Source organism: Agromyces protaetiae, assembly GCF_004135405.1.
GTDB lineage: Bacteria > Actinomycetota > Actinomycetes > Actinomycetales > Microbacteriaceae > Agromyces > Agromyces protaetiae.
This window is the reverse complement of the sequence record NZ_CP035491.1, coordinates 3,219,104-3,233,141: the sequence shown is the minus strand read 5'-3', so window position 1 is coordinate 3,233,141 and position 14,038 is coordinate 3,219,104. Positions and strand designations below refer to the sequence as shown.

General features: G+C 71.6%; 12 protein-coding genes. 8 read left to right on the top strand and 4 right to left on the bottom strand.

Annotated elements, in window-relative coordinates:
- Nucleotides 1-38: 38 nt before the first annotated feature.
- The 5 genes from ET445_RS15070 to ET445_RS15050 all read left to right on the top strand — a co-directional run bounded on the left by ET445_RS15070 (nt 39) and on the right by ET445_RS15050 (nt 7,358).
- Nucleotides 39-2,975 (top strand): FtsK/SpoIIIE domain-containing protein, encoded by a 2,937-nt coding sequence (locus ET445_RS15070; RefSeq protein ID WP_129191998.1) that lies wholly within the window; start codon nt 39-41, stop codon nt 2,973-2,975.
- A gap of 132 nt (nt 2,976-3,107) precedes the next feature.
- Complete coding sequence (locus tag ET445_RS15065; protein WP_129191997.1) at nt 3,108-4,319, top strand: ABC transporter substrate-binding protein; 1,212 nt, start codon at nt 3,108-3,110, stop codon at nt 4,317-4,319.
- Between the two features lie 17 nt (nt 4,320-4,336).
- Nucleotides 4,337-5,548 (top strand): ABC transporter ATP-binding protein, encoded by a 1,212-nt coding sequence (locus ET445_RS15060; RefSeq protein WP_129191996.1) that lies wholly within the window; start codon nt 4,337-4,339, stop codon nt 5,546-5,548.
- Between the two features lie 2 nt (nt 5,549-5,550).
- Nucleotides 5,551-6,462, top strand: coding sequence for an ABC transporter permease (locus tag ET445_RS15055; RefSeq protein ID WP_129191995.1), 912 nt, complete (start codon nt 5,551-5,553; stop codon nt 6,460-6,462).
- A gap of 95 nt (nt 6,463-6,557) precedes the next feature.
- On the top strand, nt 6,558-7,358 hold the full coding sequence (locus ET445_RS15050; protein WP_208008700.1) for an ABC transporter permease: 801 nt from the start codon (nt 6,558-6,560) through the stop codon (nt 7,356-7,358).
- A gap of 82 nt (nt 7,359-7,440) precedes the next feature.
- Here the strand turns inward: ET445_RS15050 and ET445_RS15045 are convergent, their stop codons facing one another.
- Both ET445_RS15045 and gabT read right to left on the bottom strand, forming a co-directional pair.
- Nucleotides 7,441-8,430, bottom strand: coding sequence for an asparaginase (locus ET445_RS15045; RefSeq protein WP_129191994.1), 990 nt, complete (start codon nt 8,428-8,430; stop codon nt 7,441-7,443).
- 3 nt (nt 8,431-8,433) lie between these two features.
- Nucleotides 8,434-9,810 (bottom strand): 4-aminobutyrate--2-oxoglutarate transaminase, encoded by a 1,377-nt coding sequence (gabT, locus tag ET445_RS15040; protein WP_129191993.1) that lies wholly within the window; start codon nt 9,808-9,810, stop codon nt 8,434-8,436.
- 67 nt (nt 9,811-9,877) lie between these two features.
- On the opposite strand from gabT, the gene ET445_RS15035 reads away from it, so the two are divergent.
- Nucleotides 9,878-10,384 (top strand): OsmC family protein, encoded by a 507-nt coding sequence (locus ET445_RS15035; RefSeq protein WP_129191992.1) that lies wholly within the window; start codon nt 9,878-9,880, stop codon nt 10,382-10,384.
- A gap of 29 nt (nt 10,385-10,413) precedes the next feature.
- On the opposite strand, the gene ET445_RS15030 is transcribed toward ET445_RS15035, so the two are convergent.
- A complete protein-coding gene (locus tag ET445_RS15030) occupies nt 10,414-11,304 on the bottom strand; it encodes a hypothetical protein (RefSeq protein WP_129191991.1) in 891 nt (296 codons plus the stop codon).
- A 58-nt stretch (nt 11,305-11,362) separates the two neighbouring features.
- Complete coding sequence (locus ET445_RS15025; protein ID WP_129191990.1) at nt 11,363-12,124, bottom strand: lysophospholipid acyltransferase family protein; 762 nt, start codon at nt 12,122-12,124, stop codon at nt 11,363-11,365.
- 97 nt (nt 12,125-12,221) lie between these two features.
- Between ET445_RS15025 and ET445_RS15020 the strand changes: the two genes are divergently transcribed.
- Both ET445_RS15020 and dxr read left to right on the top strand, forming a co-directional pair.
- Nucleotides 12,222-12,860, top strand: coding sequence for a 4'-phosphopantetheinyl transferase superfamily protein (locus tag ET445_RS15020; protein WP_129191989.1), 639 nt, complete (start codon nt 12,222-12,224; stop codon nt 12,858-12,860).
- A 41-nt stretch (nt 12,861-12,901) separates the two neighbouring features.
- A complete protein-coding gene (gene dxr, locus ET445_RS15015) occupies nt 12,902-13,993 on the top strand; it encodes a 1-deoxy-D-xylulose-5-phosphate reductoisomerase (protein ID WP_129191988.1) in 1,092 nt (363 codons plus the stop codon).
- Nucleotides 13,994-14,038: the final 45 nt, after the last annotated feature.

Here is a 14,038-nt window from a genome sequence, read left to right as displayed (position 1 = left end):
GGCCCGCGCACACGGGGCTCGGTATCGCACGGTTCCGGATGCCTCGTGCGGTCGAATACCCGAATGGACACCGACCCGTTCGCCGCCGCCCCGCCGCTCTCGTTGCCGCCCGCGCCCCCGATGAGGCGAAGCCGGGGTTCCCGGTCATCGCGGTCCTCGCGCCCGTGATCGCGGCGGGCGTGCTGTGGGCGGTGACGGGGTCGATGCTCTCGCTCGTGTTCGCCGCGCTCGGTCCGGTGGTCGCGATCGCCTCGATGGCCGACGCCGCACGCCAGCAGAAGCGTCGCGCGAAGCGCGCGACCGCGACGCGGGCGGCGGCGCTCGACGAGCTGCGGGCCGACATCGCGCGGCGGCACGACGGCGAGCGGCGGCTCGCGTGGCACCGCTCGGGGTCGGCGGCCGAGGTGCTCGCGTCGACGCCGGGATCGGGATGGCACGGAGCGGGGGCCCGTGCCCCGGTGCTCGGCCGCGGCGCGGTCGCGAGCGCGCTGCGGGTGGGCGGCTCGCCCGCCGACGATGACGATCGCACCGTCCTCGCCGCTGCAGCGCTCCTCGAGGACGCCCCCGTGACGGTCGCGATCGACGGCGGGCTCGGGTTCGTGGGCACGCCCGACCTGGCGCGCGGCGCGGCCCGCGCGGCGGTCCTGCAGCTCGCGCACGCGAGCGCGCCGGGGTCGCTCGAGATCGTCGTGCCCGGGGCACGTGAGTGGACGTGGGCGGCCGCGCTGCCGCACACGCGCGGGTCGGCGCGGCTCGTGGTCACGGATGCCTCGTGCGGCACGTCGTGGGCGGGTGCGCCGGCGCTCGGCGAGTCGTGCGCCCGCATCGCGGTCGCGCCCGACGCGGGGTCGCTTCCGCCCGGACTCCGCACGGTCGTGCGGATCGAGACGCCCGGCAGGGCCGTGTTCGACCGGCCGGCGTCGCCGTTCGATCGGGCGTTCGCGCCAGCGCTCGTCTCGGCGCGTGAGGCCGGGGAGTGGGCGGTCGCAGCCGCGGCGGCGGCCGCGAGGGGCGGGCTCTCGGCCGACTCGATACCGGGCGTCGTGCCGTTCGAGGAACTCGCACAGCCCGACGTGCGCCCGTTCGACCGCACGTCGCTCGCCGTGTCGGTCGGGAGCGGCGCGGCGGGGGCCGTCGAGCTCGATCTCGTCGCCGACGGCATCCACGCGCTCGTGGCGGGCACGACCGGCAGCGGCAAGAGCGAGTTCCTGCTCGGCTGGCTCGCGGCGCTGGCTCGGAGCCGTCCGCCCGAACTCGTGTCGTTCCTGCTCGTCGACTTCAAGGGCGGCGCGGCCTTCGAACCGCTCCGAGGGCTGCCGCACGTCGCGGGCATCGTCACCGACCTCGACGACGTCGAGGCGCGACGCGCGGTCGAGAGCCTGCGCGCCGAACTCCGTCACCGCGAGCACGTGCTGCGCGACGCCGGCGCCCGCGAGATCTCCGCGCTTCCCGCGTCGGTCGTCCTTCCGCGACTCGTGATCGTCGTCGACGAGTTCCAGGCGATGGTCGAGCGGTTCTCCGAGCTCGCGCCGGTCATCGCCGACCTCGCGGCGAGGGGCCGATCGCTCGGCGTGCACCTCGTGCTCGCGGCGCAGCGGCCGAACGGCGTCGTCCGCGAGCAGGTCACGGCCAACTGCGGGCTGCGGGTGTCGCTCCGAGTGCTCGACCGCGGCGACAGCACGGCGGTGCTCGGCACGGATGCCGCAGCAGCACTCGACCCCGAGCGGCCGGGGCGGGCGATCGTCGTGAAGAGCGGGTCGGCCCCCGTCGAGTTCCAGGCCGCGTACGCGCCGACCGCCGTGCTCGAGCGGCTCCGAGCGACCGTCCGGGGCGTCCCGGCACGCCGCCCGTGGCTCGACCCGCTCCCGACGCGCATCGCTCCCCACGAGTGCGCGGCGCTCGCCGGGGAGGGCGGGAGTGCGGCACGCGCGCACGAGGCATCCGGAATCACCGACGGCGTCGTCTTCGGCGTCGTCGACGAACCCGACCGCCAGCGCCGCTCGCTCGCGGTCTGGCGGCCCGAGGCCGACGGGCACGTGCTCGTCGCAGGGGTGCCGGGCAGCGGGCGGACGACGACGCTCGCGGCCGTCGCAGCGGGATTCGAGCAGCGTCACGGCGCGGGTACCGTCGTCGTCGCGGGCGGGCCGAGGAGCACCGAGTCCGACATCCTGCACGCCCTCGTCGTGTCGATCGACGCGGGCGTGAGCGCTCCTCGACTGCTCGTGCTCGACGACCTCGACTCGCGCTACCGCGCGTGGGACGACGAGCAACGCCAGGCGATGCTCGAACTCGTCGGGCGCATCCTCCGCGACGGGCGTGCGCTCGGCGTCCGGGTCGCCGCCGCGATCTCCGCGGGAGGCTCGCTCCCATACGGGCTCCGCGAGGAGTTCGGCGCGTTCGTGCCGCTCCGCCACGCCAGCCGCGGCGACCTCGCCCACGCCGGCGGAGCGGGCGAGCTCTGGAGCGCCGACGACGGGCCCGGCGCCGGGCAGTGGCGCGGCCGCCGCATGCAGGTCGTCGACGCCGGGGCGCTGCCTCCCGCCCCCGTCCGCGCCGTGCCTCCGCTCGAGGTCGATGAGCGTCCGTGCGCGGTAGTGAGCGCGACCCCCGCGCCGACGCGGCCGCGCTCGGCCGCGCGACGGGACGCGACGCGATCCTCCTCGAGCCCGGCGGCGACGCCGCGCACCGGGCCGCGCTCGCGCTCGCCGCGGGCGACGCGCCTATCGTCGTGGGCGATGCCGACGCGTGGGCGGCGAACTGGATGCTCGCGGCGCAGCTCCGCGACCGGGGGCGCGTCGTCGTGCACGGCGGGCGCACCGAGTTCCGGGCGGTCGTGCGCGAGCGGGGCCTTCCGCCCGTGCTCGATCCCGGTGCGGACCAGTGCTGGGCGATCGAGGAGGGAGCGCTCGGCCGCCGGGTGTGGCCCGGTCGCCGCGATGGATGACCCGGCACCGACGAAATGGCCCGTGCAATGATCGGGCAGGCACTGATTCCGCATCGAAACCACCGCGAAATTAATGATTCGGGAACCGACCCGTGATTCCGGCTCCAGGGTGTGGCAGGATTCACCCACCCCCCGCTGCGCAGCGAACCCGAATGGAGCACGCATGACCGCTCGACCGCTTCCCCAGGATCCGATCATCCGTTCACTCGTCATCCAGGCCAGAAAGGCCCAATTCAACCGCCGCACGCTCCTCGCGGGCGGCGGCGCCGCTGCCACGGCGCTCGCCCTTGCGGCGTGCGGCACCGGCGGTGCCGCGAAGCCCGTGGCCGCCGCCGACAAGTCGGCGACCGACAAGACGGTCAGCTGGGCGAACTGGGCGGCGTACATCGACGAAGACGACGACGGCAACTACCCGACGCTCCAGGCGTTCACGGCCGAGACCGGCATCGAAGTCAACTACGAGGTCGCCGTCGACGACAACAACACGTTCTACGGCAAGGTGAAAGACCAACTCGCGCTGGGTCAGGACATCGGCTACGACACGGCCTGCCTCACCGACTGGATGATCGCGCGCTGGATCCGCTTCGGGTACGCGCAAGAGCTCGACCACGCCAACCTCCCGAACCTCGCGAACCTCGAGTCGCAGCTGCAGAACCCCGACTTCGACCCCGGCCGCAAGTTCTCGGTGCCGTGGCAGGGCGGGTTCGCGGGCATCTGCTGGAACACCGAGGCGATCCCCGGCGGGCTCGAGTCGGTCGAAGACCTCTGGAGTGCGGACCTCAAGGGGCGGGTGGGCGTCCTCTCCGAGATGCGCGACACGATGGGACTCCTCATGCTGCAGAACGGCGTCGACATCGCCGGCACGTGGGGCGACGACGAGTTCGGCACGGCCATCGACCAGCTCCGCGAGCAGGTCGAGAACGGCCAGGTCCGCAACATCAAGGGCAACTCGTACCTCGAAGACCTGAAGAGCGAAGACACCCTCGCGGCGATCTGCTGGTCGGGCGACATCACGGTCCTGAACGCCGAAGCCGGCGACAAGTGGCAGTTCGCGATCCCGTCCGCGGGCGGCACGCTGTGGAACGACAACTTCCTCGTGCCGATCGGCTCGCCCCGCAAGACCAACGCCGAGAAGCTCATCAACTTCTACTACGAGCCCGAGATCGCGGCCGAGGTCGCCGCGTGGGTGAACTACATCACGCCCGTCGTCGGCGCGAAGGAGGCGGCCGCGGCCATCGATCCCGAGCTCGCCGAGAACCAGCTGATCTTCCCCGACGAAGACACGCTGTCCCAGGCGCACGTCTTCCGCTCCCTCACGGGCGCCGAGGAGCAGAAGTACCAGGCGGACTTCCAGAGCATCCTGCTCGGGTCGTGATACGGGCGGGCATGCAGATGGCGGTACGCGAATTCGCCGAGCGCGGCGCAGACCTCGAGCTCCGAGGCATCCAGAAGCGGTTCCCGGGGTTCACGGCGATCGAGGAGCTCGACCTCACGATCCCGGCCGGTTCGTTCTTCGCCCTGCTCGGCCCGTCGGGCTGCGGCAAGACGACGACGCTCAGACTCGTCGCGGGACTCGAAGAGCCCACGCAGGGGCGCATCCTCATCGGCGGCGCCGACGTCACTGACACGAAGGCCCACGAGCGGCCCGTCAACACGGTGTTCCAGAGTTACGCGCTCTTCCCGCACATGACGATCCTCGAGAACGTCGCGTTCGGGTTGAAGCGCCGCCGCATCGGCGACCCGCTCGCGAAGGCGCGCGAAGCGCTCGCGCTCGTCGAGCTCGACCACCTGGCGCAGCGGAAGCCCCAGCAGCTCTCGGGCGGCCAGCAGCAGCGCGTCGCGCTCGCGCGCGCGATCGTCAACAGGCCGGCGCTCCTCCTCCTCGACGAGCCGCTCGGCGCGCTCGACCTGAAGCTCCGCCGACAGATGCAGCTCGAGCTGAAGACCATCCAAGAAGACGTCGGGCTCACCTTCCTCCACGTCACGCACGATCAAGAAGAGGCGATGACGATGGCCGACACGGTCGCCGTCATGAACAAGGGCCGCATCGAGCAGCTCGGGGCGCCCGAGGCGCTGTACGAGCTGCCCGAGACGACGTTCGTCGCGAACTTCCTCGGCCAGTCGAACCTCTTCACGGGCGAGGTCGTCGCTTCGACCGACCAGGCGATCACGGTCGACGCGGGCGGTTTCCGGGTCACCGTGCCGTCGGCGCGCGCACAGGTGCACCGCGGCACGATCACCGTCGGGGTCCGCCCTGAGAAGGTCGCCCTCCACACCGAGGCGCCGGCCGAGACATCCGACCGCAACACGCTCGGGTCGGGGCGCGTGATCGACGTGTCGTTCTCGGGTGTCAGCACGCAGTACCTCGTCGACTTCGGTCGGGCGGGCACGGTGCTCGTGTTCGCGCAGAACATCGGGCACGGCCCGGTCGCCTCCCTCGGCTCCGAGGTGTGGGTGAGCTGGGCGGTCGCTCACGGCTTCGGGCTGTCGGATGTCGCGGGCGCCGGCGCTGCGGCGGGCGTCAGGTTCGACGCCGACGATTCCACCTCGGCGATCGCCGTGCAGCGCCGCGACGACCTCGTCGCGGAGTTGGAAGAGGGCTGAGCATGGCGTTCGCCGCGTTCGCGACGGCCGAGGCCCAGCCTCAGGCGCCCCGCCGCAAGAGCCGCATCGCGCTGTTCCTGCTGCTGCCCGGCATCGCCTACCTCGTGCTGTTCTTCCTCGCGCCGCTCGTGTCGCTCCTGCTCACGTCGCTCCAGGCGCCGCGCGAGTTCGGCGACATCGGCCAGTACGACTACGCGTTCAACTGGCAGAACTACGTCGACGTCATCTCGGCGTACTGGCCGCACATCGTGCGCTCGTTCGGGTACGCGCTCGCCGCGACCGTGCTCGCGCTGCTGTTCAGCTACCCGCTCGCGTACTTCATCGGCGTGAAGGCGAGGCGCTGGCCGCTCCTGCAGAGCCTCATGCTCGTGCTCGTCATCGCCCCGTTCTTCATCAGCTTCCTATTGCGCACCCTCGCGTGGAAGCAGATCCTCTCCGACGAGTCGTTCATCATCACCTCGCTCAAGGCGCTCAGCCTCCTCGCGCCCGACGCGCACTTCACGGGCACGCCGTTCGCCGTGATCTTCGGCCTCACCTACAACTTCATCCCCTTCATGACGCTGCCGCTCTACACGACGCTCGAGCGGCTCGACGTGCGCTACCTCGAGGCGGGCTCCGACCTCTACGCGAGTCCGGCGACGGTGTTCCGCACGGTCACGCTCCCGCTCTCGATGCCGGGCATCGTCGCGGGCACGCTCCTCACGTTCATCCCGGCTGCGGGCGACTACGTGAACGCGAGCCGCGACTTCCTCGGCGGTCCAGACACGCAGATGATGGGCAACGTCATCGAGGCGAACTTCCTCGTGCTGCTGAACTATCCGGCGGCGGCGGCGCTCTCGATCATCCTCATGGCCGCGATCCTCGTGCTCGTCGGCGTCTACGTGAAGCGCAGCGGAACGGAGGACCTCCTGTGAGCGGCGAAGTGCAAGCGGGCGCCGTCATCGGCGGCCTCGTCGAAGAAGAGCTGACGGATGCCCCGGGGCGCGCGCCTGCGCCGCGTCGCGGGCGCATCGGCCTCGGCGATTGGCTCCTGCCCGCGTACGCGGTCATCGCGTTCGTGTTCCTGCTCATCCCGATCGGGTACACGTTCGTGTTCTCGTTCAATGACTCGCTGAAGTCGAACATCGCATGGCGCGGCTTCACGTTCGACAAGTGGCTGAACGTCTGCAACGTCGAGGGCGGCGCCGTGTGCGAGGCGTTCGGCAACAGCATCGTCATCGGCGTCGTGTCGACCGTGATCGCGACGACCCTCGGCACGATGATCGCGATCGCGCTCGTCCGCTACCGGTTCAAGGCGCGGTCGGCGATCAGCCTGCTGCTGTTCCTGCCGATGGCGACGCCCGAGGTCGTGCTCGGCGCGGGCCTCGCGGCCCAGTTCCTCGCGGTGGGCGTGCCGAAGGACATGACGACGATCATCCTGGCGCACACGATGTTCTGCATCAGCTTCGTCGTCGTGACGGTCAAGGCGCGCGTTGCGAGCCTCGACCCCGCGCTTGAAGAGGCCGGGCGCGACCTCTACGGATCGCCCGCGCAGATCTTCTGGCGCATCACGTTCCCGCTGTTGCTGCCGGGCATCGCGGCCGCGGCGCTCCTCTCGTTCGCGCTCAGTTTCGACGACTTCATCATCACGAACTTCAACTCGGGCTCCGTATCGACGTTCCCGAAGTACGTGTACATCTCGGCGTCGCGCGGCATCCCCGCCGAGGCGAACGTGATCGCATCGGCGGTGTTCCTCTTCGCGATCGCCCTCGTCGTGATCGCGCAGGTGTCGCGGGCGGCCCGCGCGAAACGGCTCGCAAAGCTCGGCTGACGGTCCCGGATCAGCCGATACCCGGATGTCGCGCCGCAACGGCGCGGCGCGACATCCGTTCTTCGGAGAAGAGCGAGCCCGCTCAGACCGTCGCGCGGATCTCGCCCACGGGTCGCCCGGCGCCCATGATCCAGAGGTCGAGTTCGGCGTGCACGGCGTCGACGCCGTCGTGCTCGATCGCGCCCGCGTCGGCGAGGAGGCGGAGCGCGACGATCGCCGAGGCGCGTGCACTGCCGTCGAGCACCTTGACGGCCGTCGTCGTGCCGTTCGGCGCAGTCATGACCATGACGCCCTCGGCGCCGATCTTCGCGAAGACGCCGAGGCGCTCGATCGCGACGGTGTCGGGCCGACCTGGGCCGCCGACGGCCCACGGATGCTCGCGCACCGCCTCGGTGAGCGCGGCGGCTTCGCGGAAGAGCGCGAAGGGCGAGCCGGGCTGCGACGTCGTGATCTTCTGGATGCCCCGTGCGAGCGCCGTGAGCGAGATCGCGTGCACGGGCGTGCCGCACCCGTCGACGCCCGTCGCGGCGGGCCGCTCTCCGGTGAGGCGCTCGATGACGTCGAGCACGCGCTTCTGGAGCGGATGCGACATCTCGAGGTAGCTCTCGAGCGGCCAGTCGTTCGCGCGGCACGCGAGGAGCATCGCGGCGTGCTTGCCCGAACACTCCATGTAGACGCGTTCGCGCCCGCCGCCCGTGCGGATGACCTGCTCGCGCGAGACGGTGTCGCCGGGGAGCGCGTCGGGGCAGCCGAGCGCGTGCTCGGGGATGCCCTCGCGCGCGAGGAGACCGCGGACGAGCGCGACGTGCGCGGCCGTGCCCGAGTGGCTCGCCGTCGCGATCGCCGCGTCTTCGCCGCGGAGCGTCACGCCCGAGGTCATGACCGCGATCGCCTGGAAGGGCTTGAGCGTCGAGCGGGGGAAGATCGGGGAGTGGGCGTCGCCGAGCGTGCGCATGGTCTCGCCCTCGGGCGAGAGGACGACGGCCGAGCCCGCGTGGCGGGACTCGACGAATCCGCTGCGCTCAACCACGGCGAGCTCCACGGCGTCGGAGACCGAGAACGTTCCTGACATGCTTCACCCCAGTGCCGCGAGGGCGTCGTCGATCACGGACAGCGCGTCGTCGATGAGGGCATCGGTGACGGCGAGGCTCGGGAGGAACCGCAGGACGTTGCCCCACGTGCCTGCGGAGAGGAACAGCACGCCGCGTTCGGCGGCGTATGCGATGATCGAGGCGACCGCTTCGGGGTTCGGATGCTTCGTGGTGTCGCGCGTGCCGGGCTGGACGAGCTCGATCGCGATCATCGCGCCCTTGCCGCGCACCTCGCCGATCACGTCGTAGCGGGACTCCAGGCGGGCGAGACCCGTGACGAGGGCGCGCTCGATGCGCTCGGCCTCGGCGAGGAGCCCGTTCTGCTCGATCGACTCGAACACGGCGATCGCCGCGGCGCACGCGACGGGGTTGCCGCCGAAGGTGCCGCCGAGACCGCCCGGCTGCGAGGCATCCATGATCTCCGCGCGCCCCGTGACGCTCGCGAGCGGAAGGCCGCCCGCGATGCCCTTCGCCGAGAGGACGAGGTCGGGCGCGAGCCCGAAGTGCTCGCTCGCGAACCAGCGGCCCGTGCGCGCCATGCCCGACTGGATCTCGTCGGCGATGAAGACGACGCCGTGCTCGGTGCACCAGCGCTGCAGCGCCGGCAGGAAGCCCTCGGCGGGCACCATGAAGCCGCCCTCGCCCTGGATGGGCTCGACGACGAGGCACGCGAGGTCTGCCGCGCCGACGACCTTCTCGAGGTAGCCGATCGTGCGGGCCGCGGCGTCTTCGCCCGAGAGCCCGTCGCGGTACGGGTAGGAGCCCGGCGCGTGGTAGACGTCGCCGGCGAACGGCCCGAAGCCCGCGCCGTACGGGTTCGCCTTGAAGTTCATGGCCATCGTGAGGTTCGTGCGCCCGTGGTAGGCGTGGTCGAGCACGGCGACGGCGCGGCGGCCCGTGTGCTTGCGGGCGATCTTGACGCCGTTCTCGACGGCTTCGGCGCCCGAGTTCACGAGCACGGTCTTCTTCGCCCAGAGGCCGGGCGTGTGCTCGGCGAGGAGCTCGGCGACGCGCACGTACTCTTCGTAGGGCGTGATCGTGAAGAGCGTGTGGATGACCTCTTGCAGCTGCGACGCGGCGGCCTCGACCACGGATGCCTCGGTGTGCCCGATCGTCGTCACGCCGATGCCGGCCCCGAAGTCGACGAACTGGTTGCCGTCGACGTCGACGAGGATCGCGCCGTTCGCGCGCTCGATGTAGACGGGGAGCGCGCTCGACACGCCATCGGAGACGACCGCTCGTCGGCGTTCGTGGAGGGCTTGCGACTTGGGACCGGGGATCGCGGTCACGATCTTGCGCTCTTGCGTGACGGTGTACACGGGAGCGACGGCGGGCTGGGCGGCGTCGTGGGTGTCGGTCATGGTGCGCTCAGCCTATCGCCGGGTCGGGCACGGCCGGAGTGTCGGCGCGGGGGTGCAGAATCGACGCATGGCCGAACTCATCGCACCTCGACTCGCGCTCGGCGAGCACCGCTACGCCGTCGAGGTCGAGTGGACGGGCGACCGCGGCGAGGGCACGGCGTCGTACCGGTCGTACAGCCGAGCGCACGTCGTGCGCGCTGCGGGCAAGCTCCACGAGCTCGCGGCGTCGAGCGACCGCACCTTCCACGGCGACCGCGAGCGCTGGAACCCCGAAGAACTCCTCCTCGCGGCGCTCGCGGACTGCCACATGCTCTCGTACCTGCACGTCGCGGCGAACCACGGCGTCGTCGTGCGCGGCTACACCGACGCCGCGACGGGCCTCATGCGCGAAGACGGTCGCGGCGGCGGCGCGTTCGTCGAGGCCGTTCTGCGGCCCGAGGTCGTCGTGGCGGATGCCTCGATGGCAGACCTTGCGCAGACGCTCCACCACGAGGCATCCGAGAAGTGCTTCATCGCCGCCTCGGTGGCGTTCCCCGTCCGCCACGCGCCGACCGTGCGCGTGCTCGGCGCGTGAGCTGCGGCGCGATCGTCACGGCCCGAGCGTCAGCCCGGCGCACGACTGCCCCCGACGAGCCGCGTGCACGGCGGCAGGAAGGCCGGGAACCGCACGGCCGTCGGGTCGCCGAACCAACGGTTCCAGATGCGCCAGAAGTTGAGGTTGCCCCACGCAGAGCACCCGTCGCCCGCGTCGGGGTTCTCGAGCGTCGCGGCGTTCGGCTGGTAGGGCGTGTAGTTGTAGAGGTTCGCAGTCGCCTGGTTGCCGATCGCGACGGGGGAGGCGCCGCACGCCTCGTCGGGGTTGTAGCGGACGTCGATCGTGCCGATCTTGTACGCGCGGTCGGGGAACTGGGTGTACTGGCGGAACTGCCACGCCGCGTTCCACACCTGGTTGAAGAACCCGAAGTACTTCTGGTCGCAGTCGGCCGTGTCGGGACATCCGTAGCCCGTCGCCCGCAGGTAGCCGTCGGCCGTCGGCCGGGTGAGCAGCGACTGCTCCTTCTGCAGGAGCACGAGGAGCGTCTTCGGGCTGATGCCGCAGGCGACGGCCGCCTTGTGGATGATCCGGCTCGCGCGCTCGCGGATGCCGCCCTCGTACGCTGCGCAGTGGCCGGGCGCCTCGGCGGGCTGGTCGGTTGTCGTCTGCCGATACTCGGCGAGGCAGTCGACGTCCGCGTCGGGCCGGCACGACACCGACTCGAGGAAGGCCTGGATCTGCGCTTCGGTGAGGGCGCCGCTGTCGAAGAAGCTCTCATCGCTCACGATGAGGCCGGGGTCGAACTCGGTCGTCGGCGGCTCGACGGGGTCGACCGCCGCGGCGCGTTCGCGCAAGCGCTCGGTCGCGGCGGGGTCGTCGGCCGGCACACACCCGGTGAGGGCGAGGGCGACGGATGCCACGACGGCGGCGATGGCAGCGGCGACTCCGACCCGTCTCATTCCGACGACGCTAGCGGGTGACGGTCGCCGGAGGCTGAGAATCGCGGATGCCTCGTGCTCAGACCCGCTCGCGCGGCGCGATGCGGTCGGCGATCTTCGCGATCGCGCCCTGCGGCGGCACCTCGTTGTAGGCGCCCGCGAGTTCCTGCCCCGAGAGGGCGTGGATCGCGGCCATGATCTCGTCGGTCGCCTCGCGGCGGGCCTTGCCCGAGGTTGCGGGCCCGTGGTGCGAGAGGTCGAGCGGCTCGCCGAACCGGATCGAGACGGGGCGGCGGCGCGGGAAGCGCGCGCCGACGGGCTGGATCTCCTCGGTGCCGACGAGGCCGACCGGCACGACCGTCGCGCCCGTCGTGAGCGCGAGCCACGCGACACCCGTGCGGCCGCGGTAGAGGCGCCCGTCGAGCGAGCGCGTGCCCTCGGGGTAGATCGCGAAGACGCTGCCGGCCTCGAGGATGCGCCGCCCCTGATCGAGCGCCTCCTGCGCCTGCGAGCCCGCTCCGCGCACGACGGGGACGGCGCCGATCGCGCCGAAGAACGACCGCGACACCCACCCCTTGAAGCCCGTGCCCGTGAAGTACACCGACTTGGCGAGGAACTGCACGGGCCGCGGCGACGCGATGGGGATAGCGACGCTGTCGATGAACGAGAGATGGTTCGAGGCGAAGAGCACGGCGCCGCGCTTGGGCACGCGATCGGCGCCCTCGATCTTCGGCCGGAAGAACGCGAGGACGAGCGGACGGATGACTGCGCGCGCGACCCAGTAGAACGTTCCGGGCCGTTTGGGCAGGCTCGGAACGGCGTCGGCTTCGATCTCGCTCACGAAACGACGCTACGTCTGCGGATATGTCGCACGAGGCATATCGAAGCGTAGGCGCGCGGTCGCGCGCACGCCCGCGCGGATGCGCGAAGATGTCGACATGGAGGATGCCGCGGGGGAGGCGACGTGGGTGCTCGAGGCCCACGGTCTCACCCTCGTGCGCGTGCCCACGCGGCGGCAGCCCTCGACCGACCACACGCTCCGACAGCTCATCGCACGTGTCGCGACGGTGCCGACCGACGACGTCGAGCTGTCCTGGCGGTGCCCCGAGTGCGGCGCGCGCCACGGCACCCCGACCGTCGAGTACCCCGTGCGCGGCTCGGGTGCGCCCTGGTACGCCGATGCCGTGTCGGCGGCGGGCGTCGTCTACGCAGGCGCCGGCTCGAAGCATCCGTTCGCGCTCGCCATGACGGTCGAGCCGCTCGTCGCGCAGGTCGTCGACGAAGTGTCGTTCCACGCGAACGAGATCGCGTGGCTCGCGACCCTCGACGACGCAGAACGGAGCGCCCAGCGCACCGCGGTCTGGGCGCGGAAGGCCGCGCTCGCGCGCGCCCTCCGCCATCGCACGTTCCTCGAGCCCGCCCGCATCGAACTCACGCCCGCCGACGACCGCGGCATCGCCCGCCTCGCGCGGAGCGTGCCCGAGTTCGGCACGTCGTGGTCGAAGATCGAGCTGCACGACCTGCCGTCGGCCGACGGGTTCGCGGTCGCCGTCGCGGTGCTGCCGTCCGCACGCTGAGCCCCACGCGCCGAGCGCGTGCATCGCCGTAGGGTGGACGCGTGAAGCGCGTCATCATCCTCGGGTCCACGGGTTCCATCGGCACGCAGGCGCTCGACGTCGTACGCGCGAACCCGCACCGGTTCGAGGTCGTCGGCCTCGCGGTCGGCAGCAACCGCGAGGTGCTCGCTGAGCAGGCCGCCGAGCTCCACGTCGAGCACACGGCCGTCGGCATCGACGAGGCCGTGCAGCTCGTGCGCGACGTCGACGCCGACGTCGTGCTGAACGGCATCACCGGTTCGGTCGGCCTCGGCCCGACGCTCGCGACGCTCGAGCGCGGCACGACCCTCGCGCTCGCCAACAAGGAGTCCCTCATCGTCGGCGGCGACCTCGTGACGCGGATCGCTGCGCCCGGCCAGATCGTGCCTGTCGATTCCGAGCACTCGGCGATCGCGCAGGCGCTGCGCTCGGGCACGCCCGACGAGGTGCGCCGGCTCGTGCTCACGGCGTCGGGCGGTCCGTTCCGGGGGCGGAAGCGCGCAGAGCTCTCGGATGTCTCGCCCGCCGACGCGCTCGCGCACCCCACGTGGGACATGGGGCTCGTCGTCACCACGAACTCCGCGACCCTCGTCAACAAGGGTCTCGAGGTCATCGAGGCGCACCTCCTCTTCGACGTCGACTACGACCGCATCGACGTCGTCGTGCACCCGCAGTCGATCGTCCACTCGATGGTCGAGTTCGACGACGGCTCGACGATCGCGCAGGCGTCGCCGCCCGACATGCGGCTGCCGATCTCGCTCGGCCTCGACTGGCCGCACCGGGTGGCCGGCGTCGGGAAGCCCCTCGATTGGACGACCGCGCAGTCGTGGACGTTCGAGCCGCTCGACGAGGAGGCGTTCCCCGCCGTGCGGCTCGCCAAGCAGGTCGGTCGGGCGGGCGGCGAGTACCCCGCCGTCTTCAACGCCGCCAACGAAGAAGCCGTCGCAGCCTTCCACGCGGGCCGCATCGGGTTCACCGACATCGTCGACACCGTGCGCGCGGTCGTCGAGGAGCACGAGGCCGCGAGCGGCGCGCTCACGGTCGACTCGCTCGGCGAAGCCGAGCGCACCGCGCGCCGTGCGGCGGGGGAGCGCATCGCCGCGGCGTCGGCCTGAGGCATCCGTCATCGGTCCTTCACAGGCGACGGCAAGCGCGCTCGA